General features: G+C 69.5%; 22 protein-coding genes and 2 tRNA genes. 14 read left to right on the forward strand and 10 right to left on the reverse strand.

What is annotated here, in order from left to right; genetic code table 11:
- Positions 1-200: 200 nt before the first annotated feature.
- A complete protein-coding gene (locus ABAZ39_RS02860) occupies positions 201-590 on the forward strand; it encodes a carboxymuconolactone decarboxylase family protein (RefSeq protein ID WP_038526550.1) in 390 nt (129 codons plus the stop codon).
- A 4-nt stretch (positions 591-594) separates the two neighbouring features.
- Here ABAZ39_RS02860 and ABAZ39_RS02865 read toward each other — a convergent pair whose 3' ends face one another.
- The 4 genes from ABAZ39_RS02865 to ABAZ39_RS02880 all read right to left on the reverse strand — a co-directional run bounded on the left by ABAZ39_RS02865 (position 595) and on the right by ABAZ39_RS02880 (position 2,615).
- On the reverse strand, positions 595-1,008 hold the full coding sequence (locus ABAZ39_RS02865) for a hypothetical protein (RefSeq protein ID WP_038526553.1): 414 nt from the start codon (positions 1,006-1,008) through the stop codon (positions 595-597).
- A 121-nt stretch (positions 1,009-1,129) separates the two neighbouring features.
- Positions 1,130-1,206, reverse strand: a tRNA-Pro gene (locus tag ABAZ39_RS02870).
- A 206-nt stretch (positions 1,207-1,412) separates the two neighbouring features.
- Positions 1,413-1,489, reverse strand: a tRNA-Pro gene (locus ABAZ39_RS02875).
- A 109-nt stretch (positions 1,490-1,598) separates the two neighbouring features.
- Positions 1,599-2,615, reverse strand: a complete 1,017-nt coding sequence (locus tag ABAZ39_RS02880) for a polyprenyl synthetase family protein (protein WP_014241195.1) — start codon at positions 2,613-2,615, stop codon at positions 1,599-1,601.
- A gap of 110 nt (positions 2,616-2,725) precedes the next feature.
- Between ABAZ39_RS02880 and ABAZ39_RS02885 the strand changes: the two genes are divergently transcribed.
- The 3 genes from ABAZ39_RS02885 to ABAZ39_RS02895 are packed head-to-tail and all read left to right on the forward strand — an operon-like array spanning position 2,726 to position 4,611.
- Complete coding sequence (locus ABAZ39_RS02885; protein ID WP_014241194.1) at positions 2,726-2,941, forward strand: putative signal transducing protein; 216 nt, start codon at positions 2,726-2,728, stop codon at positions 2,939-2,941.
- Positions 2,942-2,943: 2 nt separating this feature from the next.
- A complete protein-coding gene (locus tag ABAZ39_RS02890; RefSeq protein WP_038526557.1) occupies positions 2,944-3,687 on the forward strand; it encodes a tRNA1(Val) (adenine(37)-N6)-methyltransferase in 744 nt (247 codons plus the stop codon).
- Between the two features lie 51 nt (positions 3,688-3,738).
- Entirely contained in the window at positions 3,739-4,611 is an 873-nt protein-coding gene (locus ABAZ39_RS02895) for a S49 family peptidase (RefSeq protein WP_308217002.1), read from the forward strand.
- Between the two features lie 69 nt (positions 4,612-4,680).
- Here the strand turns inward: ABAZ39_RS02895 and ABAZ39_RS02900 are convergent, their stop codons facing one another.
- The gene (locus ABAZ39_RS02900; RefSeq protein ID WP_038526563.1) at positions 4,681-4,908 is read right to left on the reverse strand and encodes a type II toxin-antitoxin system HicB family antitoxin; all 228 of its coding nucleotides are present in this window, start codon (positions 4,906-4,908) and stop codon (positions 4,681-4,683) included.
- A 193-nt stretch (positions 4,909-5,101) separates the two neighbouring features.
- Here ABAZ39_RS02900 and ABAZ39_RS02905 point away from each other — a divergent pair, with 193 nt between their 5' ends.
- The 3 genes from ABAZ39_RS02905 (at position 5,102) to glyS (ending at position 8,448) form a co-directional block, all read left to right on the forward strand.
- Positions 5,102-5,371 (forward strand): hypothetical protein, encoded by a 270-nt coding sequence (locus ABAZ39_RS02905; RefSeq protein WP_038526565.1) that lies wholly within the window; start codon positions 5,102-5,104, stop codon positions 5,369-5,371.
- An 88-nt stretch (positions 5,372-5,459) separates the two neighbouring features.
- Positions 5,460-6,347, forward strand: a complete 888-nt coding sequence (locus tag ABAZ39_RS02910; protein WP_014241189.1) for a glycine--tRNA ligase subunit alpha — start codon at positions 5,460-5,462, stop codon at positions 6,345-6,347.
- Between the two features lie 13 nt (positions 6,348-6,360).
- Entirely contained in the window at positions 6,361-8,448 is a 2,088-nt protein-coding gene (gene glyS, locus ABAZ39_RS02915) for a glycine--tRNA ligase subunit beta (RefSeq protein WP_038530581.1), read from the forward strand.
- 192 nt (positions 8,449-8,640) lie between these two features.
- On the opposite strand, the gene leuA is transcribed toward glyS, so the two are convergent.
- The 4 genes from leuA to ABAZ39_RS02935 all read right to left on the reverse strand — a co-directional run bounded on the left by leuA (position 8,641) and on the right by ABAZ39_RS02935 (position 12,571).
- Positions 8,641-10,338 (reverse strand): 2-isopropylmalate synthase, encoded by a 1,698-nt coding sequence (gene leuA / locus ABAZ39_RS02920; protein ID WP_038526568.1) that lies wholly within the window; start codon positions 10,336-10,338, stop codon positions 8,641-8,643.
- Between the two features lie 390 nt (positions 10,339-10,728).
- On the reverse strand, positions 10,729-11,451 hold the full coding sequence (locus tag ABAZ39_RS02925) for an LrgB family protein (protein WP_038526571.1): 723 nt from the start codon (positions 11,449-11,451) through the stop codon (positions 10,729-10,731).
- Positions 11,448-11,837: a CidA/LrgA family protein gene (locus ABAZ39_RS02930; protein ID WP_038526574.1), complete on the reverse strand. Its 390-nt coding sequence runs from the start codon at positions 11,835-11,837 to the stop codon at positions 11,448-11,450. Before ABAZ39_RS02930 ends, ABAZ39_RS02925 begins: the two co-directional genes overlap by 4 nt.
- 74 nt (positions 11,838-11,911) lie before the next feature.
- Positions 11,912-12,571, reverse strand: coding sequence for an alpha/beta hydrolase (locus tag ABAZ39_RS02935; RefSeq protein ID WP_038526577.1), 660 nt, complete (start codon positions 12,569-12,571; stop codon positions 11,912-11,914).
- A 195-nt stretch (positions 12,572-12,766) separates the two neighbouring features.
- On the opposite strand from ABAZ39_RS02935, the gene ABAZ39_RS02940 reads away from it, so the two are divergent.
- The 5 genes from ABAZ39_RS02940 (at position 12,767) to ABAZ39_RS02960 (ending at position 15,677) form a co-directional block, all read left to right on the forward strand.
- Complete coding sequence (locus ABAZ39_RS02940; RefSeq protein WP_038526580.1) at positions 12,767-12,973, forward strand: hypothetical protein; 207 nt, start codon at positions 12,767-12,769, stop codon at positions 12,971-12,973.
- 79 nt (positions 12,974-13,052) lie between these two features.
- A complete protein-coding gene (locus ABAZ39_RS02945) occupies positions 13,053-13,487 on the forward strand; it encodes a DUF3775 domain-containing protein (RefSeq protein ID WP_038526583.1) in 435 nt (144 codons plus the stop codon).
- Entirely contained in the window at positions 13,484-14,221 is a 738-nt protein-coding gene (locus ABAZ39_RS02950) for an SRPBCC family protein (protein ID WP_051657767.1), read from the forward strand. The genes ABAZ39_RS02945 and ABAZ39_RS02950 overlap by 4 nt, the downstream gene beginning before the upstream one ends.
- A complete protein-coding gene (locus ABAZ39_RS02955; RefSeq protein WP_038526586.1) occupies positions 14,218-15,393 on the forward strand; it encodes a zinc-dependent alcohol dehydrogenase in 1,176 nt (391 codons plus the stop codon). Before ABAZ39_RS02950 ends, ABAZ39_RS02955 begins: the two co-directional genes overlap by 4 nt.
- Positions 15,394-15,422: 29 nt before the next feature.
- Positions 15,423-15,677, forward strand: coding sequence for a hypothetical protein (locus tag ABAZ39_RS02960; protein WP_038530585.1), 255 nt, complete (start codon positions 15,423-15,425; stop codon positions 15,675-15,677).
- 5 nt (positions 15,678-15,682) lie between these two features.
- On the opposite strand, the gene ABAZ39_RS02965 is transcribed toward ABAZ39_RS02960, so the two are convergent.
- Entirely contained in the window at positions 15,683-16,429 is a 747-nt protein-coding gene (locus ABAZ39_RS02965; protein WP_038526589.1) for a ThuA domain-containing protein, read from the reverse strand.
- A 115-nt stretch (positions 16,430-16,544) separates the two neighbouring features.
- Between ABAZ39_RS02965 and treZ the strand changes: the two genes are divergently transcribed.
- Both treZ and ABAZ39_RS02975 read left to right on the forward strand, forming a co-directional pair.
- Positions 16,545-18,518: a malto-oligosyltrehalose trehalohydrolase gene (gene treZ / locus ABAZ39_RS02970; protein ID WP_247881614.1), complete on the forward strand. Its 1,974-nt coding sequence runs from the start codon at positions 16,545-16,547 to the stop codon at positions 18,516-18,518.
- Positions 18,511-20,571, forward strand: a complete 2,061-nt coding sequence (locus tag ABAZ39_RS02975; RefSeq protein ID WP_038526592.1) for an amylo-alpha-1,6-glucosidase — start codon at positions 18,511-18,513, stop codon at positions 20,569-20,571. The genes treZ and ABAZ39_RS02975 overlap by 8 nt, the downstream gene beginning before the upstream one ends.
- Positions 20,572-20,653: the final 82 nt, after the last annotated feature.

The following is a 20,653-nucleotide window of genomic DNA, read 5'->3' on the forward strand; positions in this document are numbered from 1 at the left end:
GCGCGGGCCAGCGCGGTCAGGAAGCTATGCCGGTCCGGGACAACCGGGGCAACCTGAACTTTCCGGCATCCCTATGACTTTCAGCGTGGTTGGGGGTAGGGCCTAAGCCATTCCCCGTGGCCCCGCCGTGCGGAAGCGGCGAGAATGCTGCGAAGCCGGTGCCCCCACCGATGCCAACGCTGCCGCGGAGACCATCCACCATGCCCCTGAAGCCCATCGAGCACGCCGACGCCGCTCCCGAGGTGCGCGCCGTCTACGACGACATCAAGGCGGCCCGCAACGTGCCGGACGTCAACAATTTCTGGAAGATGGCCGCCCATCACCCGCCCACGCTGAAGCGCACCTGGGAGAGCCTGAGGGAGGTGATGGCCCCCGGCGCGCTGGACCCGCTGGTCAAGGAGATGATCTTCGTCGCGGTCAGCGTGACCAATGGCTGCGACTATTGCATCCGCTCGCACGAGGCGGCGGCGCGGCGCGCCGGCATGACCGACGCCCAGTTCGGCGAGCTGATGGCCGTCATCGGCATGGCCAACGAGACCAACCGCCTCGCCAAGGGCTATCAGGTGGAGATCGACGAGGCGCTGAAGTAGCGCGTCACGCGATGTCGTCGAGGGCGTCCTCCAGCGACGGGTAGATGCCCTCGGCCAGCGAGCCGTCCACCCGCACCGGCCGGGGCAGGACCGCCACGGCGTCCAGCGCGCCGCGCAGCGTCAGGCCGGTGACCTCGACGAAGCCGCCGCGGTTGCCGTAGCGCCCGGCGGTCCATTCCGCCCGGTCGGGGTCGCCGGACAACCGTCCGTTGCAAGTGATCATCTCGTGGGTGTCGTCGCCGCCGCGCCGGTTCCAGGCCATGCCGCCGCCCAGGCCGCTGCCGATGTCGCGGGGACGGAAGCCGTGGGGCTGGAGCAGGTCACGCACCGCGCGGGACACCACCACGGCCTTGGGGTCGATTTCGGTCCCCACCGGGCCGCCCGCCGCCTGGGGTTCCTGTCCGATCGCCTGTTCCATGGGTCCGCTCCCCGTCTTGTGTCGCTTACCAGGGACAACAGGCGGGAGCGCGGCCTGTGCCGCGGCGGCGGAGCGGAAACGCGAAAGGGCCGATGCGTTGCCGCATCGGCCCTTTTCGTATTGGTCGGAGAGAGAGGATTCGAACCTCCGGCCCCTGCCTCCCGAAAGCAGTGCTCTACCAGGCTGAGCTACTCTCCGGTCCAGTCGGTGCCGCCGTTGCCAGCGTCGCCGTGGAGCGGGTGTATAGACCCATTGCCCGCGGGCTGCAATGGGAATAAGCGGCATTTGCGGAATGTTTTTTTGTCGGGGCCGCGAAAGCCGGTGCGCAGGCCGCTGCAACGGCTGGTTGGCCGGGCCGGAAAAGCGAAAGGGCCGATGCGTTGCCGCATCGGCCCTTTTCGTGTTGGTCGGAGAGAGAGGATTCGAACCTCCGGCCCCTGCCTCCCGAAAGCAGTGCTCTACCAGGCTGAGCTACTCTCCGGTCCGTCGGTGGCGCCGTCGCCAGCGTCACCGTGGGCCGCGTATATAGCCGCTCGATCCGGGGGCTGCAACGTGAAAATCACCCCCGGCGGCGAAAAAGTTCCCGAAGCTTAGAAATCGCGCTCGATCACGAAATCCAGCACCTCCAGCAGGGCGGCCTTCACCGGCGTGTCCGGGAACAGGCCCAGCGCGTCGCGCGCGATGGAGCCGTAGTGGCGTGCGCGCTCCACGGTGTCCTTCAGCGCGTTGTGCTTGGCCATCAGCTCCTGGGCGCGCTCCAGGTCGCCCTCCTGCTGGTCCAGCTCCTCCATGGTGCGGCGCCAGAAGGCCCGCTCCTCGTCGTTGCCGCGGCGGAAGGCCAGCACGACGGGGAGGGTGATCTTGCCCTCGCGGAAGTCGTCGCCGACCGTCTTGCCCAGCTTCGCCTGCTTGGCCGAATAGTCCAGCACGTCGTCGACGAGCTGGAAGGCGATGCCCAGGTTCATGCCGTAGTCGTAGAGGGCCAGCTCCTCCGCCTGCGGGCGGGCGGCCACCACGGCGCCGACGCGGCAGGCGGCGGCGAACAGCTCCGCCGTCTTGGCCTTGATGACCTCCAGATAGGCCTGCTCGCTGGTCTCGGTGTCGTTGGTGGTGCGCAGTTGCAGCACCTCGCCCTCGGCGATCACCGCGGACGCCTTGGACAGGATGCGCAGCACGTCCAGCGACCCGACCTCCACCATCAGCTCGAAGCTGCGGGAGAACAGGAAGTCGCCGACCAGCACGCTGGCCTTGTTGCCGAACACCGCGTTGGCCGAGGCGAGGCCGCGGCGCAGGTCGCTCTCGTCCACGACGTCGTCGTGCAGCAGGGTGGCGGTGTGGATGAACTCCACCACCGCGGCCAGCATCTTGTGATCCTCGCCCTTGTAGCCGCACAACTCGGCGGCGGCGAGGGTGAGGACGGGGCGCAGGCGCTTGCCGCCGGCGGCGATGAGATAGCCGGCAAGCTGCGGGATCATATCGACGGATGAGTGCATCCGCTGGACGATGATCTCGTTCACCGCGCTCAGGTCATCGGCCACCAGGGCGGTCAGATCGTCGAGCGGGGTGGACTTCCGCCGTTTCGGCTCGAGGTTGGTCACGACCGCCAAGGTCGACTCCAATGATGATTGACGTGACGAATTCCGGCAGGGAGCATAACGGCATAGCCTCTTCGGTCAAGTCCGCAAGGCGAATAAGGGCACAGAACAGCCGGGATTTCATGAAGGAACTGCTGCGCACCACCGATCCGGTCCGTCTGAGCTGGCTTCTCGCCCTGCTGACCGACGCGGGAATCGAGGGGATCGTGCTGGACACCCACACCAGCATCCTGGAGGGCTCCATCGGCGCCATCCCCCGCCGCCTGATGGTGGCGGAGGAGGATCATGCGGCCGCCTGCCGCCTGCTGCGCGACGCCGGGGAGGAGCTGGGGGCGTGACGATGGAGAGCGACGCGGCGTTCGACACGCTTCTCGACGGGCGCGTCCGCCTGCACCAGCCGCAGGCCGGCTACCGCGCCGCCATCGACCCGGTGCTGCTCGCCGCCTTCACCGCCGCCGGGGCGGGGGAGCGGGTGCTGGACGTCGGCACCGGCACCGGGGCGGCGGCGCTGTGCCTCGCCGCCCGCGTGCCGGGTGTCGTGGTCGTCGGGCTGGAGAAGCGGGCGGAGGCGGCGGCGTTCGCCCGGCGTAACGCCGCCCTCAACGGGCTGGAAAGCCGGGTGGGCATCCTTGAGGGCGACTTGCTGGCCCCGCCGCCGGAGCTGGTTCCCGGAACCTTCGACCGGGTGATGATGAATCCACCCTATCTGCGCGCCGGGGCGGCCAGCGTGCCGCCCGACCCCTGGAAGGCCGCGGCGAACGTGGAGGGGGAGGCGGGGCTGACCGACTGGGTGCGCTTCGCCGCCGCGATGCTGAAGCCGCGCGGCACGCTGACCATGGTCCATCGGGCCGACCGGGTGGACGAGATCCTGGCCGCCCTGCACGGCGCCCGATTCGGCTCCCTGACGCTCGTCCCACTCTGGCCGAAGGCGGGGGAGGAGGCGCGGCGCATCCTGCTGGCGGTGCAGAAGGGGGGGCGATCACCGGCGCGATTCACCGCCGGGCTGGTGCTGCATGGCCCCGATGGTGCCTATGGCGGGCAGGCGCAGCGGATTCTGCGCGACATGGAACCGCTGATCGCTTAAGCCAACGCTTTCAATCCGGCGTCAGCGCCACCATTTCAACCGGCGATGAACATGACGAAGCTGCTCGCCAAACTCCCGTTCGGCCCCTGGCGCGACGCCGGGCCGATCGTGTCCGTCCTCCGCCTGTCCGGTGTCATCGGTCAGGCCGGAGCCTTCCGCCAGGGCCTGACCATGGCCAACATGGCCGGGCTGATCGAACGCGCCTTTGCGCCGAAGGGTCAGGCGGCGGTGGCGTTGGTCGTCAACTCGCCGGGCGGGTCGCCGGTGCAGTCGGCGCTGATCGCCAAGCGCATCCGCGACCTCGCCACCGAGAAGAAGGTTCCCGTCTTCGCCTTCTGCGAGGACGCGGCGGCGTCCGGCGGCTATTGGCTGGCCTGCGCCGCGGACGAGATCTGGGCGGACGAGAGCAGCATCCTGGGGTCCATCGGCGTGGTGTCCGCCGGCTTCGGCGCGCACGAGTTCATAGAGCGCTACGGCATCGAGCGGCGGCTCTACACCGCGGGCGACAAGAAGGTGATTCTCGACCCCTTCTCGCCCGAGCGGGAGGACGGGGTGGCCCATCTGAAGGCGATCCAGGCGGAGATCCACGACGCCTTCAAGGCGATGGTGCGCGACCGCCGCGGCGCCCGCCTGTCCGGGGCGGAGGAGGAGCTGTTCTCCGGTGCCTTCTGGGCGGGGCGGCGCGCTCTGGAACTGGGGCTGATCGACGGCATCGGCGACCTGCGCACCGTGCTGCGCGGCCGCTTCGGCGAGAAGGTCCGGCTGCGCGTGGTGCAGGAGGACCGGCGCTGGTTCCGCCGCATGGGCTTCCGCGTGGATGCGCCGGTGGGCACGGCCGCGCTGGACCGTCTTGCGGCGGACCTTCCCGCGGCGGCTCTGTCCGCCGTCGAGGAGCGCGCGCTCTGGTCGCGCTACGGCCTCTGAGTTTTCCGTTTGTGGTCGCCGTGAGGCCCGGTTCGAGGGCTCATTCCCTCTTACCGGGGCTCCGGACTCTCACTGGGTGACCTCGCGCAGGCGTTCGGACGGAGGCGGGACCGGCGCGCCGGTGCGGCGGGCGTTCTCGATCCAGGCGGCGATGGCGTCGAGCGCCGCCGTGCTGGCGTCGGCGGGGGTGGCGCCGCCCGCGGTGCAGCCCGGCAGGTCGGGCACCTCGGCCACATAGCCGACACCCTGTTCCGGGGGCAGGGGGCGGACGATGACCGGATAGGCGCTGGCGTTCATGACGTTGCGTCTCCTCTGCGCACGGTTTTCATCCATTAGGTGCCGCTTCCGCTGCGGACGACAAGGATTCTTTGCACTGGACGGGCGCTTCTTTCGATGTTCGATCCATTTTCGATGGTTCAACCGTTCGAGGTGCGTTCGGGGTGAAGGCCGCTCTTGACCGGGCGGCCCCGCACCCCCTAATCCTCCTCCCATGTTCAGTCTCTCCAAGATCCTGTTCCTGGCCCTGGTGATCGGCGCCGTGTGGTTCGGCTGGCGCTGGTACAACCGCGTCGGCGCGGTCGGTCGGGAGCGCCTGCGCGAGCGGGAGCGTCGCGGCTCCGGAAAGCCCACCTCCACCAGCGGCGGTGGCTCGCCCCAGGTGGGCGCCGAGGACATGGAGAAGTGCCCGGAATGCGGCGCCTACGTCGCCCCGCGCTCCGCCGTGGCCTGCGGCCGCCCGGTCTGCCCTTACGGTCGTTGAACCTTAAACCCAGGCGGGCGCTTGATTCCGGGGATTCCGCCGCGTATCGTGCGGCGCGTTTTTCCACACCAATCATAAGTGACCGCCGATGGCCTCCCCGAGCGGGTCTTCCCAAGACAGCCGCGGCCTGTCCTTTCAGGCCCTGATCCTCAAGCTCCACCAGTTCTGGTCGGAGCAGGGCTGCGTGATCCTCCAGCCCTACGACATGGAGGTGGGTGCGGGCACCTTCCACCCGGCGACGACGCTGCGCGCGCTTGGCCCGCAGCCGTGGAAGGCGGCCTATGTGCAGCCCTCGCGCCGCCCGAAGGATGGCCGCTACGGCGAGAACCCGAACCGGCTCCAGCACTACTACCAGTATCAGGTGATCCTGAAGCCCTCGCCGGCCAACCCGCAGGAGCTGTATCTGGAAAGCCTGAAGGTGCTGGGCATCGACCCGTCGCTGCACGACATCCGATTCGTCGAGGACGACTGGGAAAGCCCGACGCTGGGCGCCTGGGGCCTCGGCTGGGAGGTCTGGTGCGACGGCATGGAGGTCACCCAGTACACCTACTTCCAGCAGGTCGGCGGCATCGAGTGCGACCCGGTCGCGGTCGAGCTGACCTACGGGCTGGAGCGTCTGGCCATGTATGTGCAGGGCGTGGAGAACGTCTACGACCTGGACTTCAACGGCCAGGGTGTGAAGTACGGCGACGTGTTCAAGCGCGCCGAGGTCGAGTATTCGGCCCACAACTTCGAGCACGCCAACACCGACATGCTGCTCCAGCATTTCAAGGACGCCGAGGCGGAGTGCCAGTCGCTGATCGCCAAGGGCGTCGCGCTGCCGGCCTACGACCAGTGCATCAAGGCGTCGCACCTCTTCAACCTGCTGGACGCGCGCGGCGTCATCAGCGTCGTGGAGCGCGCCGCCTACATCGGCCGCGTGCGCGCGCTGGCGAAAGCCTGCTGCGAGGCGTGGATCGCCGGGGGGGCCAAGTAACATGTCGGTCAACATGCCCGAACTTCTGATCGAGTTCTTCTCCGAGGAAATCCCGGCCCGCATGCAGGCGCGCGCGGCGGACGACCTCAAGCGCCTTGTCACCGAGAAGCTGGCCGCCAACGGCCTGACCTTCGCGTCGGCCGAGGCCCATTCCACCCCCCGCCGCCTCGCGCTGGTGATCGAAGGCCTGCCCGAGCGCACCGCCGACGTCCGCGAGGAGAAGAAGGGGCCGCGCGTCGGCTCGCCCGAGCAGGCGGTCGCCGGCTTCCTGAAGTCCGCCGGCCTGACCAGCCTCGACCAGTGCGAGCAGCGCGACACCGGAAAGGGCATTTTCTACTTCGCCGTGACGGAGAAGAAGGGCCGTGCCACCGCGGAGGTGCTGGCCGAGATCATCCCGGCGGTCATGGGCGACTTCCCCTGGCCGAAGTCGATGCGCTGGGGCACCGGCACGGTGCGCTGGGTGCGCCCGCTGCACTCGATCATCGCGCTGTTCGGCGGCGCCGTGCTGGAGGGCTCGTTCGACCTGGGCGGGTCGCAGGGCAAGCTGGCCTTCGGCAACAGCACCCGCGGCCACCGCTTCCTGTCGCCGGACGCCTTCACGGTCACCGGCTTCGCCGACTACAAGGCCAAGCTGCGGGCCGCCCACGTCGTGCTCGACCGCGCGGAGCGCAAGGCCAAGATCAAGGCCGACGCCGAGGCGCTGGCCGCGCAGGAGGGACTGACCCTCTCCCCCGACGACGGGCTGCTGGAGGAGGTCGCCGGCCTCGTCGAATGGCCGGTCGCCCTGGTCGGCACCATCGACGAGAAGTTCATGGACGTGCCGTCGGAGGTCCTCATCACCTCCATGCGCACGCACCAGAAGTATTTCGCGCTGCTGGACAAGGCCGGGAAGATGGCGCCGCGCTTCGTCGTGGTCGCCAACACGGTGACGGCGGACGAGGGCAAGGCCATCGTCGCTGGCAACGAGCGCGTTCTGCGCGCCCGTCTGTCCGACGCCAAGTTCTTCTGGGACCAGGACCGCAAGACCAAGCTGGAAGACCGCGTGTCCAAGCTGGGCGCCATCACCTTCCACGCCAAGCTCGGCACGGTGGCGGAGAAGGTCACCCGCGTCCAGGTCCTGGCCGCCGAGATCGCCCGTGCCATCGGCGCCGACGCGGACGCCGCGACCCGCGCCGCCCTGCTGTCCAAGGCGGACCTCGTGACCGAGGTGGTCGGCGAGTTCCCCGAGGTCCAGGGCATCATGGGCCGCTACTACGCGCTGGGCGAAGGCGAGAACCCGGCGGTGGCCGAGGCGATCGCCGAGCACTACAAGCCGCTCGGGCCCTCCGACAGCTGCCCGACGGCGCCGGTGTCGGTCGCCGTGGCGCTGGCCGACAAGCTCGACACGCTGGTCGGCTTTTTCGCCATCGACGAGAAGCCCACGGGCTCCAAGGACCCCTACGCGCTGCGCCGCGCCGCGCTGGGCATCATCCGGCTGATCCTGGAGAACGGGCTGCGGTTGAACCTGACGCAGCTGTTCAAGGCGGCGCACGGCGCTTACACGGTCGGCGGTTTCGCCGCTGCCGACGGCGTCGCCACCGACTTGATGGCCTTCTTCGCCGACCGCCTGAAGGTCACGCTGCGCGACCAGGGCGTGCGGCACGATCTGGTGGACGCAGTGTTCGCGCTGGGCGGCGAGGACGATCTCGTCCGTCTGCTGGCCCGCGTGAAGGCGCTCCAGACCTTCGTCGGGTCGGAGGAGGGGGCGAACCTGCTCGCCGCCTACAAGCGCGCCAGCAACATCGTCCGCATCGAGGAGAAGAAGGACGGCAAGGCCTACGACCAGCCGGTCGATCCGGCCCTGCTGACGCTCGCGGAGGAAAAGGACCTCTACGGCGCCCTGTCCGGTGCCGGCGAGACGGCCCGGCCGCTACTGGCGCAGGAGGACTTCACCGGCACCATGGCGGCTCTGGCCCGCCTGCGCGGCCCGGTGGACGCCTTCTTCGACAAGGTGACGGTGAACGCCGAGCAGGCCGACCTGCGCGCCAACCGCCTGCGCCTGCTCAGCCAGATCCGGGCGACGCTGAACGCGGTCGCGGACTTCTCGCGCATCGAGGGGTGATGGGGAGGGGGTGCCGTTGTGGTGCCCCCACCCTCCCACGCTTGCGCGTGGGTCCCTGGAGAGGGGAAAGTTCCAAAGTCCCCTCCCTCGCCGCAGGCGGGGGAGGGTTAGGGAGGGGGCACAGCGCCAGCACTCCCTCCAACAAAAAAGGGGCGCCCCACCGGGCGCCCCTTTCTCATGTCCCCGAACCCCTTACCGCGCGGCGCGGTTCGCGGCGCTGACCAAGGCGCGCAGCGAGGCGGTCACGATGTCCGCGTCCATGCCGACGCCGAACAGCGTGCGGTCGTCGTTGGTCTTGACCTCGACATAGGCGCAGGCTTGGGCGTCCTCGCCCTCGCCGACGGCGTGCTCGCGGTAGTCCACCACATGCAGGTCGATGCCGGCACCCTGGCGCAGCGCGTCCAGGAAGGCGTCGATCGGACCCTTGCCCGACCCCTTCAGCGTGCTGACCACGCCGTCGCGCGACACCACCACGTTCAGCACGCGGGCGCCGGAGTTCGGGCCGCGCGGCTCGGTCGAATGCTCGATCAGGGCCAGCGGGGCGTCGATGTCCAGATACTCCGCCTTGAAGGCGTTGTGGATGTCGGCGGGGGCCAGCTCCTTGCCGGTCTCGTCGGCGATGCGCTGCACCGTCTTGGAGAACTCGATCTGCAGGCGGCGCGGGATCTGGATGCCGTAATCCTTCTCCAGCACATAGGCGATGCCGCCCTTGCCCGACTGGCTGTTGATGCGGATCACCGCCTCGTAGCTGCGGCCCAGGTCCTGCGGGTCGATGGGCAGATACGGAACCTCCCAGGTGCCGTGGTTGGACTTGGCCAGCGCCTTCAGGCCCTTGTTGATGGCGTCCTGGTGCGAGCCGGAGAAGGCCGTGAAGACCAGCTCGCCGGCGTAGGGGTGGCGCGGGTGGACGGGCAGCTGCGTGCAGTATTCGGCGACGCGGACGATCTCGTTGATGTCGTCGATGCGCAGCTCCGGATCGACGCCCTGGGTCAGCAGGTTCAGCGCCAGCGTGATGACGTCCACGTTGCCGGTGCGCTCGCCGTTGCCGAACAGGGTGCCTTCCACGCGGTCGGCGCCGGCCAGCATGCCCAGCTCCGCCGCCGCGACGCCGGTGCCGCGGTCGTTGTGCGGGTGCAGGGAGATGATCGCCGCGTCGCGGTTCTTCATGTTGCGGCAGAACCACTCGATCTGGTCGGCGTGGATGTTCGGGGTGGACATCTCCACCGTCGCCGGCAGGTTCAGGATGACCTTGTTGCCGGCGTCGGCGCCCCAGGTCTCCATCACCGCTTCACAGATCTCCAGGGCGAACTCCAGCTCGGTTCCGGTGAAGCTCTCCGGCGAGTATTGCAGGACGATCTCGGTCTCCGGATGCTCGGCGGCCAGCTGCTTGATCAGCTTGGTGCCGGCGACGGCGATGTCGACGATGCCCTGGCGGTCCAGCCCGAAGACGACGCGGCGCTGCAGCTCCGAGGTCGAGTTGTACAGGTGGACGATGGCGCGCTTGGCGCCCTTGATGCCCTCGAAGGTGCGGCGGATCAGTTCCTCACGGGCCTGCGTCAGGACCTGGATGGTCACGCCGTCGGGGATCTTGCCGCCCTCGATGATCTCGCGGCAGAAGTCGAAATCGGTCTGCGAGGCGGCGGGGAAGCCGATCTCGATCTCCTTGAAGCCCATCTTCAGCAGCGCGTCGAACATCGCGCGCTTGCGGTCCGGACCCATCGGCTCGATCAGCGCCTGGTTGCCGTCGCGCAGGTCCACCGAGCACCAGACCGGCGCCTTCTCGATGGTCCGGTTGGGCCACTGGCGGTCGGTCAGCTTCACCGGGGCGAAGGGGACGTACTTCTCATGCTTGGCAGAGGTGGCGGCGGCGGGGGTGGCGATGTGGTTCATGACGCTTCGTGATCCCTTGGGAGCCCCGGTTTGTGCAGCGGGGCGTTGTCTCGTGTGGTGTGGGGACCGGCGGGATTACGGTCGCCGAGCTGCCGGACGGCTCAGCGACCGTTCCTAAGTCGCAGCCCCGGCCCCAGCCGGGAGACACGCTTCACCCCGCAAGGGCGCGTGCCGAAAGGACGCGTGCAATAGGTGCTCATGGGAAAACAGACACTTCGACCAGGGAACAGGGCAGACGAACGCAGACGACCCGGACGCTCAAAGCGCCGGGGTGATAAGTCGCAGAAGGGCGTTCGTGTGGTCGATGCGGGTCATGGGGCACACTCTGCGCAGGCAGGCTTGCTCTGTCAAGCCACGATTCCATGAAATCTTCTGTCGCGGAACGGGGCTTCACGTGAAGAACAGGCGGTAGAGGACCGGCAGAAGGATCGCCGTCACCAGCCCGTTCAGCCCCATCCCCAGCCCGGCGAAGGCCCCCGCCACCTCGTTGACCTGGAGCGCGCGGGCGGTGCCGATGCCGTGGGCGGCCACCCCCAGGCCGAAGCCGCGCGCCCGCCAGTCCGTCACCCGGACGAGGTTCAGCACCCAGGTGCCGAAGGAGGCGGCGATGATCCCGGTCAGGATCACGAAGACCGCGGTGAGGGAGGGCAGGCCGCCGATCTGTTCCGACACGCCCATGGCGATGGGGGAGGTCACCGACTTCGGCGCCAGCGACAGCATGGTGCGCTCCGACGCGCCCAGCGCCCAGGCGATGGCGACGGCACTCAGCGCCGACGCGGCGGAACCGGTCAGCAGGGCGACCAGCAGCGCCACGGCGGAGCGGCGGACCTGCTGGAACTGGCGGTAGAGCGGGACCGCCAGCGCCACCGTGGCCGGGCCGAGCAGGAAATGCACGAACTGCGCGCCGTCGAAATAGGTGCGGTAGTCGATCCCAGCGACCATCAACGTTGCGGCGATCAGCAGCACCGCGATCATCACCGGGTTCAGCGCGGGCCGCCGGCCGAACCGTTCGAACACCCACATTCCCGCCTGATAGGCGGCCAAAGTCAGGGTCAGGCCGGCGAGCGGGCTGGCCGACAGATAGACCCAGATTTCGTGGAAATCGGGGCTCACGGCGCGTCCCTCCCGACTGAACTCTTCTCATTGCCGGCTTCGGCGTCGGGGCCGCGGCGGCTCAGCACGCTCATCACCCAGGCGGTCAGCGCGACGCCGATCAGCGTGCTGCCCAGCAGGGCGGCGGCGATGGGCAGGGCCTCCTCCTCCAGCCGGTTCAGGTGCGCCATCACCCCGACGCCCGCCGGAACGAAGAGAAGGGACAGGTGGCGCAGGATGCCGCCCGCCGTCTCCTGCAACGGCTCCGGCACGCCGCCGCGGACCAGCAGGCCGACGAACAGCAGGACCATGCCGAGCACCGGCCCCGGCACGGGCAGATGCAGCAGGCGGGCGGTCAGTTCCCCCGCCAGCTGGCAGGAGAGAAGAAGGGTCAGGGTGCCGAGCATCGGCAGGCTCCGGGCTTTTCGGGGAGGTGGCCGCAGCCTAATCCCGGAGGACGCCGTGGGGGAGAGGATATGCCCTACCGCGCCAGCAGTTGAGCCTTGAGCCAGTCGCGCACCTCGCGGCAGACGGCCTCGGCGGTCTCGTCCAGGCAATGGCCGGCGCCGGGCATCAGGACCAGCTTTTTCGGCTCGCGCGCCATGCGGTGGACGTGGATGGAGCACATGGGCGTCAGCACCTCGTCGGCCTCGCCATGGACCAGCAGCACCGGGCAGCTCAGGTCCGCCACCGCGTCGGTGCCCAGCCCCTGGGTCGCCAGCGTCACCACCGTGCAGACTGCGCCACGGTTCGAGGCCGCGGCCTGGATCGCCACCGCCCCGCCGAAGGAGTGGCCGACCAGGGCGACATGGTGGATGCCCATCCGGCCGAGGAAGGTCAGGCCGCACAGCGTGTCGTACACCGCCTCGTCCAGCGCGCGGGGGTTGCGGTAGCGGACACGCAGCGAGGCGATGCCGTCGGGCCTGAGATCCTCCGCCAGCCGCGGATACAGCCCATGGGCCGGCGAGTCGAAGCCGCCGCCGACGCCGCCCAGCCAGATGACGCCCAGCGTTCCCGCCGCCTTATGCCCGTCCGGGGCGGCGTAGAGGCGGGCGTCCACGGGGCCGCGGTCGGTCTCCAGGCGCACGGGGGCGAACCCCTCGTCCAGGGTGTCACCGATCTGCGCCGACAGGAGCGGCATGGGTGTTCTCCGGCTTGCCAAGGTCTTGCGGGGATTAACAGGTCACCGGGCATCTGTGTTGCTTCGGAACCTCGCCGCACCGTCTCCGGTTGTGCCGAGAGGCGGTTCGCGACACGGGCTCCGCGACAAGGGGTGCGGGCAACGCCCCGCTGCGCCAAGGCCGCCAAACCGACAAACCACACCGGGAGAAACCCCATGTCCCGCAGCAACCGCGACACCGAGCAGGAAAAGCACCAGTCCGGCGGTGCCGGAAAGGCCGCCAAGTCCGGCCATGAGGACCCGGACAAGGCCGCCGGCAACAAGCCCGGCCAGAACCAGTCCAGCGGGCAGGGGCGCGAGCGTGGCTCGGGCTCCGGCGGGTCCCGCGGCGCCTCCGACGAGCAGCGCAAGCGGGACGGGTGACCGGGGTCCCTCCGCGACGAACCCCCAGCCCGGCTGTTGGCGTCGGGCAAAGCCGTGCAACTGAAAAGAAGTGCGACACATGCTCAAACAGATTTCGGTCGATACCGTGAAGCAGGCCGCCGACCTCGCGTACGAGGCCGTGGCCGACCGCCAGCGTTTCCTCGCGGGAATGCGCAACATCGACCTCGGGGAGCAGACCAGCGAACGCGGTTCGCGGAACCCGACCGATCTCGACGCCCTCAGCATCCTGTCCTCCGACGCCAGCGGCGCGCTGAGCCAGTTAAACCGGATGCTGGAGGACCTGACCCCCGAACAACGGATGGAACTGCGCGCCGTCATGTTCGTCGGGCGCGGCGATTTCGCCGGAAACCAGTGGGACCGCGCGCTGGACGAGGCCGGGCGGGCCCCGGACGCCACCCACTACACCGACATCGCGGAGCGCATCGACCTGCACCGCGACCTGATGAAGGGGCTGTACGAGCTGGACCTGCTGAAGAAGAAGGACGGGCAATGACCAGGGGCCGGGACGGCAGGCGGCGCCAGGAGGGCTCCGCCGGGACGCTCGAACGCTGGGCCGCCATCCTCGGCGGCACGGCGCTGGGTTTCGCCGGGGTGCGGCGGGGAAGCTGGGCGCTGGGCGCGCTCGGCGGCGGGCTGTTCCTCGCCGGGGCGGCGGGGGTTCCGCTGTCCAGCCCGCTGCGGCAGGCCGCGCTGCCGGCGCTGCGCCGGGAGCCGACGACCACCCAGGCGAACGTCACCATCGCGGTCCCGGCCGAGAAGCTGTTCCGCCACTGGCGCAACGTCCGCCATCTGGCGGCGCTGTTCCCCCACCTCGACGCCGTGGAGATCCTGTCCGACACGGAAAGCCGCTGGAAGGCCCATGGCCCCGGCGGCGTTCCGGTGGTCTGGAACAGCCGGCTCGACAAGATCCGGGAAAACGAACTCATCACCTGGCACACGCTGGAGGGGGCCGACCTGCCGCACCGCGGCACCGTCCTGTTCCGTCCGGCGCCGGGCGGCCGAGGGACGGAGGTCAGCCTGACGCTGGCCTACCACCCGCCGGGCGGTGTCGGCGGAAACGCCGTGTCCCGCCTGTTCGGCGCCGCGCCGGAGCAGCAGGCGCGCGAGGCGTTGCGCCGCCTGAAGCGGATCATGGAGGTCGGCGAGCTTCCCACCATCGAGGGCCAGCCGAGCGGGCGGGCTGAACGGGGCGGGGTCGACGCGCGATTGCGGGAGGTGACGGGATGAGGGCGCTCTGCTGGAACGGCGTGAACGACCTGCGGGTGGAGCGGGTACCGGACCCCACGATCCTCGCCCCGCAGGACGCGATCATCAAGGTCAGCCTGTCCTCGGTCTGCGGGTCGGACCTGCATCTGATCGGCGGCTACGTCCCAACCATGCGGGCCGGCGACATCATCGGCCATGAATTCCTGGGCGAGGTGGTCGAGAAGGGGCCGGAGGTGACGCGGCTGAACCGCGGCGACCGGGTGATCACCGTCTCGATCATCGGCTGCGGCAAATGCTGGCACTGCCAGCACGAGGAGTTTTCGCTCTGCGACAACTCCAACCCGCAACCGGCCTTCGAGGAGGCGGCCTACGGGCATTGCACCGCCGGCATCTTCGGCTACAGCCACGCCTTTGGCGGCTACGCCGGAAGCCACGCCGAATACATCCGCGTCCCCTTCGCCGACACCAACTGCTTTCGCGTGCCGGAGGGGGTGACGGACGAGCAGGCGGTCTTCGTCTCCGACGCCGTGCCGACCGGCTACATGGCCGCCGACATGGGCAACATCAAGCCGGGAGACGTGGTGGCCGTCTGGGGCTGCGGCGGCGTCGGCCAGATGGCGATGAAGAGCGCCTTCCTGATGGGGGCGGAGCGGGTGATCGGCATCGACCGCTTTCCCGACCGGCTGCGCGCCGCCCAGATGAAGGCGGGGGCAGAGACGCTGGATTACAGCCGCGTGGACATCTACGACGCCCTGCTGGCGATGACCGGCGGGCGTGGCCCGGACGTCTGCATCGACGCGGTGGGGATGGAGGCGGACAGCGGCGCCTCGGCCATCGAGGATCTGTACGACCGCGGCAAGCAGGTCCTGCGGCTGGAGAGCGACCGGCCCGCCGTCCTGCGCCAGATGATCCAGTGCTGCCGCAAGGGCGGCACCCTGTCCATTGTCGGCGTCTATGGCGGTCTTCTCGACAAGTTCCCCATGGGCGCGGCGATGAACAAGGCGCTGACCTTCCGCATGGGCCAGCAGCACGGCCAGCGCTACGTCAAGCGCCTGTTCGAGCACATCGAGAAGGGCGATCTCGATCCCGCCTACCTGTTGACCCATAAATGGGCGTTGGACGACGCGCCCCAGGGCTACCGCATGTTCAAGGAGAAGGCCGACGACTGCATGCGGGTCGTCTTCGCGCCGTGACGGCGGGCCAAAACAAGGGATGGAAGGCCATGAAGATCGTTTACGCCTATCCGGCCGAGAAAGGGCGCGGCGTCGAGGCGGAGATCGTCGGAGGCTTGCGCGACCGCTGCGGCCACGTCGTCCAGACCGCACGCGAGGAGCGCGACGCGGAGCGCGGCAGCGCCGTCGATGTCATCGTCACGCTGGAACTGGACGATTCCCAGCAGGACACCGCCCTCAACAGGCTGCGCGCCCACCCCGCGGTGATCGACGCGGCGGCGGAGAGCTTCGGGGAACGGGTCTGACCCCTTCATGATCGCGGCGGGATCGGCTCCAGCGGGGTGGTCCGCCGTCCTCGCACCGGCGCCTCCAGCCCCTCCGGCCGCGCCGCCCAGCGGACGGCGTTGAGGATCACGCGCTGGATCTGCGGGTGGTGGTAGGTGGGGTAGGTCTCGTGGCCGGGCCGGAAGTAGAAGACGCGGCCAAGCCCCCGCCGCCAGCCGCAGCCGCTGCGGAACACCTCGCCGCCCTGGAACCAGCTCAGGAAGACCAGATCGTCCGGTGGCGGGACGTCGAAGGGCTCGCCGTACATCTCCTCATGGTCCAGCTCGATGCAATCCGCGATGCCCGCCGCCACAGGGTGACCGGGATCGACGACCCACAGCCGCTCCTTCTCCGCCGCGACACGGTATTTCAGGAAGCAGCCGGTGCCCATCAGCGCCAGGAAGGGCTTGGAGAAATGGCTGGAATGGAGCGCCACGAGGCCCATCCCCTGCTCGGTCACCCGCCGCTTCACCCGCTCCACCGCCGTGTCCGAAACCTCGGCGTGGGCGCGGTGGCCCCACCAGACCAGCGTGTCGGCGGCGTTCAGCCGCTCCTCGGTGAGGCCGTGCTCCGGCTCGTCCAAAGTGGCGGTCTCCACGGTCAGACCGGCGGCGCGCAGAGGGGCCGCAAGCGCCTCGTGGATGCCCTGGGGATAGTGGGACCTCACCGTCTCGTCCCGGCGTTCGTGAAGGAACTCGTTCCAAATCAGGACGCGCGGCGACTGGAGCGGCATGGCGGGAAACCTTTTCAAGGGGATGGCGGCGGCTCCAATGGAATCGCCCATGGGACGAAGGCAGGCGGCGTCTGTTGGTGGGCCGTTGATCGAAACATTGCGGTGGGAGCGTTCCGTGTCGAGTCCTCCCGATGCAGCGCAGGTCGGCGGTTCGGCTTTTACCCTCCGCCGCTGTTCCATAGGCGTGGAACCGGCGCCCGGCGACCGGGTGCTGGCGCGGGTCTGGGCGCCCGCCTGCCGCGGCGTCCACCTGCTGGTCGGGCCGGAGGAGCGCGCGGTGGCGCTGGACGCGGAGGGTGACGGCTACTTCTCCGCGATGGTCGAAGGGGTGCCGGTGGGCAGCCTCTACCGGTTCCAGCTCGACAACGGCCCGACCTTCCCCGATCCGGCGTCCCGCTTCCAGCCCGACGGGCCGGAGGGGCCGTCGCAGGTGGTGGACCCCTCCGCCTTCGCCTGGACCGACGCCGGCTGGGCGGGATGCGGTCTGCGCGGACAGGTGATCTACGAGATGCACATCGGCACCTTTACGGCGGAGGGCACCTGGGAGGCGGCGGCGCGCGAACTGCCAAGCCTGGCGGAGCTGGGGATAACGGTCCTCGAACTGATGCCGGTGGCGGAGTTTCCGGGGCGCTTCGGCTGGGGCTACGACGGGGTGGACCTGTTCGCGCCGACCCGGCTCTACGGCGGACCGGACGACATGCGGCGCTTCGTGGACCGCGCCCACGCGCTGGGCCTCGCGGTGATCCTCGACGTGGTCTACAACCACCTCGGTCCCAGCGGGAATTTCCTGTCCCGCTTCTCCCCGGACTACTTCACCACCCGTTACAAGAACGAGTGGGGGGACGCGCTCAATTTCGACGGTCCGAACTGCGGCCCGGTGCGGGAGTTCTTCCGGGCGAACGCCGCCTTCTGGGTCAACGAGTATCATCTGGACGGGCTGCGTCTGGACGCCACCCAGCAAATCTTCGACCGCTCCACCCCGCACATCATCCAGGAGTTCGGGCAGGCCGTCCGTCAGGCGGCGCGCGGGCGCGGCACCCTGCTGATCGGGGAGAACGAACCCCAACTGGCCACCATGGCCACACCGGTGGAACAGGGTGGTTGCGGGCTGGACGCCCTGTGGAACGACGATTTCCACCATACGGCCCGGGTCGCGCTGACCGGGCGGAACGAGGCCTACTACACCGACTACCGCGGCACGCCGCAGGAACTGCTGTCGGCCGTCAAGCACGGCTTCCTCTACCAGGGGCAATGGTACCGCTGGCAGGGCAAGCGGCGGGGCTTGCCGGCTTACGGGTTGCCGCGCCCGGCCTTCGTCACCTTCCTCCAGAACCACGACCAGATCGCCAATTCCGGCCGTGGCCAGCGGATCCACGCCCTGACCACGCCGGGGCGCTTCCGGGCGCTGACCGCGCTGACGCTGCTGGGTCCCGGCACGCCGATGCTGTTCCAGGGGCAGGAATTCGCGGCGAGCGCGCCCTTCTACTACTTCGCCGACCACGAACCCGATCTGGCCGCCAAGGTGGAGACGGGACGGGCGGAGTTCCTGTCCCAGTTTCCCAGCCTCGCCACCCCCGCCATGCGCGCCCATCTGACGCGCCCGCAGGACGCGGAGACCTTCCGGCACTGCAAGCTCGACCACACGGAGCGGGAGGCCCACACCGAGGTCTGGGCGCTGCACCGCGACCTTCTGCGCCTGCGCCGCGAGGACCCGGTGTTCCGCGCCCAGGGCGACGGCGGGCTGGACGGCGCCGTGCTGGCGGAGGAGGCGTTCGTCCTGCGCTTCTTCGGCGCGAAGGAGGGTGGGGCGGGGGACGACCGGCTGCTGCTGGTCAATCTGGGCCGCGACCTGCGGCTGGACATCCTGCCGGAACCGCTGCTGGCGCCGCCGGTTGGCAGGGACTGGACGCCCTTGTGGTCCAGCGAGGACCCCCGCTACGGCGGCTGCGGCATCGCCCCGCTGGAATCCTCGGACGGCGGCTGGCGGCTCCCCGGCCACGCTGCGGTCGTCCTGGCCGCCACGGACATTGTTCCGGACCAGGAACGGGGCGAAGGCAACGGTACGAGCGCTCAGGAGACCCATGGCTGATTTCATCCGCAAGATCACCCGCGACGCCCTGCGATCCGCGCCGGACGCCGCGCTGTCCCGCGAATGGCTGGTCGCCAACGGGCTGGGCGGCTACGCCTCCTCCTCCCTGTCGGGGGCGGTGACGCGGCGCTATCACGGGCTTCTGGTGGCGGCTTTGCCGGCGCCGCTGGGCCGGGTGGTGATGCTGAGCCAGCTCAACGACGTGCTGATCGAGCGCGACGGGACCGAGCGGCGGCTGACCGGCCACAACCCGCAGGCGGACCAGTGGCCCGACCCGAACTACCCGTCCGATGCCGCGCCCTCCGGCCTCGCCGAGTTCCGCATGGAATCCGGCCTGCCGGTCTGGCGCTACGAGATCGGCGACGTGGTGATCGAAAAGCAGATCGTGCTACCGCACCTGCAGAACATCGTCCATGTCACCTACCGGGTGGTGAAGGCGCCGCAGCCGATCTGCCTTCGCCTCCGCCCGGTGATGGCCTTCCGCAAACTGGAATCCGCGGTGGACGAGCCGTTGGCCCGCGACTACCGCGTCACCGCCCGCGGCCACGAGTATGAGATATGGGCCGGGCCGGAACTGCCGGTGCTGCGCATGACCATCGAGGGGGCGGAGCTTCCGCTGACGCTGGACGGCGGGGCGCGGCGCGACATCGTCTATCCGGTGGAGGCGGAGCGCGGCTATGAATCGCGCGGCTCGCTGTGGACGCCCGGCTATTTCAGCGGCCCCCTCAGCCAGGGCCAGACGCTGAGCTTCGTCGCGGCGACCGAGCCGTGGCAGCGGCTGTGGGCGCTGCCGCCCGCCGACGTCCTGCGCTTCGAGAAGGAGCGGCGGCGGCGCATCGTCGGGACGGCCCATCCGTCGCTGCGCGAGGGGGCGATGGCGGAGCTGGTGCTGTCGGCGGACAGCTTCCTGTTCGTGCCGGCGGGCCGCGTCGCCGACCAGATGCGCGCCCGCGCCGAGGGCGACGAGGTGCGCACGGTGATCGCCGGCTACCACTGGTTCACCGACTGGGGCCGCGACACCATGATCAGCCTGGAGGGGCTGACCCTGACCACCGGGCGCCACATGGAGGCCGGCTGGATCCTGCGCACCTTCGCGCACTACATCCGCGACGGGCTGATTCCCAACATGTTCCCCGACGGCAAGGACGAAGGGCTGTACCACACCGCCGACGCCACCCTGTGGTTCTTCCACGCGCTGAACCGCTACGTCCAGGCGACCGGGGACCGCCACACGCTGCAATTGCTGCTGCCCCGGCTGGTCGAGGTGATCGACCATCACCGGCGCGGCACCCGCTTCGGCATCGCCGTGGACCCCGGCGACGGGCTGCTGCGCCAGGGGCGGGAGGGCTACCAGCTCACCTGGATGGACGCGAAGGTCGAGGACTGGGTGGTCACGCCGCGCCGGGGCAAGGCGGTGGAGATCAACGCGCTCTGGTACAACGCCCTGTGCCTGACCGCCGGCTGGCTGACCGAGGAGGGGGACGCCCAGGCCGCCCGCCCGCTGGCGGAGCTGGCGGAGCAGGCCCGCGCTTCCTTCAACGCGCGCTTCTGGTGCGCCCACGCCGGGCATCTCTACGACGTGGTGGACGGGGAGCGGGGGGACGACGACGCCTGCCGGCCCAACCAGATCTTCGCCGTCTCGCTCGACAACCCGGTGCTCGACCGCGCCCGCTGGGAGCCGGTGGTGGAGACGGTGCGGCAGCGGCTGCTGACCCCGGTCGGGCTGCGCTCGCTGGCGCCGGGGCAGCGCGACTACAAGCCGAAATACTTCGGCGATCTGCGCGCCCGCGACGCCGCCTACCACCAGGGCACGGTCTGGGGGTGGCTGATCGGTCCCTACGTCGATGCGTGGCTGAAGCTGCATCCGGACGACAAGGCGGGGGCGCGGGAGCTGCTCCAGGGCTTTCTGCCGCATCTCGATCAGGCGGGGATCGGCACCATCTCGGAGATCTTCGACGCCGAACCGCCCTTCAGCCCGCGCGGTTGCATCTCGCAGGCCTGGAGCGTGGCGGAAGTCCTGCGCTGCTGGGCGGCGACGGCGGAGGATCGCTGACGCCGGTCTTCCCAACACAACGCCTATGAAAAGCGTCATAAGAACTTAAGCAGAGAGGGTACGAAAGCCGTTTGGTTACTGA

Source organism: Azospirillum argentinense, assembly GCF_000632475.1.
GTDB classification, from domain to species: Bacteria; Pseudomonadota; Alphaproteobacteria; order Azospirillales; family Azospirillaceae; genus Azospirillum; species Azospirillum baldaniorum.

Bases quoted from the DNA above. Each gene is read 5' to 3' on its own strand.
- ABAZ39_RS02865 (WP_038526553.1), bottom strand. From the start codon at position 1,008: ATGGAACAGGCGATCGGACAGGAACCCCAGGCGGCGGGCGGCCCGGTG.
- glyS (WP_038530581.1), top strand. From the start codon at position 6,361: ATGCCCGAACTTCTGATCGAGTTCTTCTCCGAGGAAATCCCGGCCCGC.
- ABAZ39_RS02900 (WP_038526563.1), bottom strand. From the start codon at position 4,908: ATGAACGCCAGCGCCTATCCGGTCATCGTCCGCCCCCTGCCCCCGGAA.
- ABAZ39_RS02860 (WP_038526550.1), top strand. From the start codon at position 201: ATGCCCCTGAAGCCCATCGAGCACGCCGACGCCGCTCCCGAGGTGCGC.
- ABAZ39_RS02905 (WP_038526565.1), top strand. From the start codon at position 5,102: ATGTTCAGTCTCTCCAAGATCCTGTTCCTGGCCCTGGTGATCGGCGCC.
- ABAZ39_RS02960 (WP_038530585.1), top strand. From the start codon at position 15,423: ATGAAGATCGTTTACGCCTATCCGGCCGAGAAAGGGCGCGGCGTCGAG.
- ABAZ39_RS02950 (WP_051657767.1), top strand. From the start codon at position 13,484: ATGACCAGGGGCCGGGACGGCAGGCGGCGCCAGGAGGGCTCCGCCGGG.
- ABAZ39_RS02945 (WP_038526583.1), top strand. From the start codon at position 13,053: ATGCTCAAACAGATTTCGGTCGATACCGTGAAGCAGGCCGCCGACCTC.
- leuA (WP_038526568.1), bottom strand. From the start codon at position 10,338: ATGAACCACATCGCCACCCCCGCCGCCGCCACCTCTGCCAAGCATGAG.
- ABAZ39_RS02935 (WP_038526577.1), bottom strand. From the start codon at position 12,571: ATGCCGCTCCTGTCGGCGCAGATCGGTGACACCCTGGACGAGGGGTTC.
- ABAZ39_RS02890 (WP_038526557.1), top strand. From the start codon at position 2,944: ATGGAGAGCGACGCGGCGTTCGACACGCTTCTCGACGGGCGCGTCCGC.
- ABAZ39_RS02895 (WP_308217002.1), top strand. From the start codon at position 3,739: ATGACGAAGCTGCTCGCCAAACTCCCGTTCGGCCCCTGGCGCGACGCC.
- ABAZ39_RS02955 (WP_038526586.1), top strand. From the start codon at position 14,218: ATGAGGGCGCTCTGCTGGAACGGCGTGAACGACCTGCGGGTGGAGCGG.
- ABAZ39_RS02965 (WP_038526589.1), bottom strand. From the start codon at position 16,429: ATGCCGCTCCAGTCGCCGCGCGTCCTGATTTGGAACGAGTTCCTTCAC.
- ABAZ39_RS02885 (WP_014241194.1), top strand. From the start codon at position 2,726: ATGAAGGAACTGCTGCGCACCACCGATCCGGTCCGTCTGAGCTGGCTT.
- ABAZ39_RS02940 (WP_038526580.1), top strand. From the start codon at position 12,767: ATGTCCCGCAGCAACCGCGACACCGAGCAGGAAAAGCACCAGTCCGGC.
- ABAZ39_RS02975 (WP_038526592.1), top strand. From the start codon at position 18,511: ATGGCTGATTTCATCCGCAAGATCACCCGCGACGCCCTGCGATCCGCG.
- ABAZ39_RS02930 (WP_038526574.1), bottom strand. From the start codon at position 11,837: ATGCTCGGCACCCTGACCCTTCTTCTCTCCTGCCAGCTGGCGGGGGAA.
- ABAZ39_RS02910 (WP_014241189.1), top strand. From the start codon at position 5,460: ATGGCCTCCCCGAGCGGGTCTTCCCAAGACAGCCGCGGCCTGTCCTTT.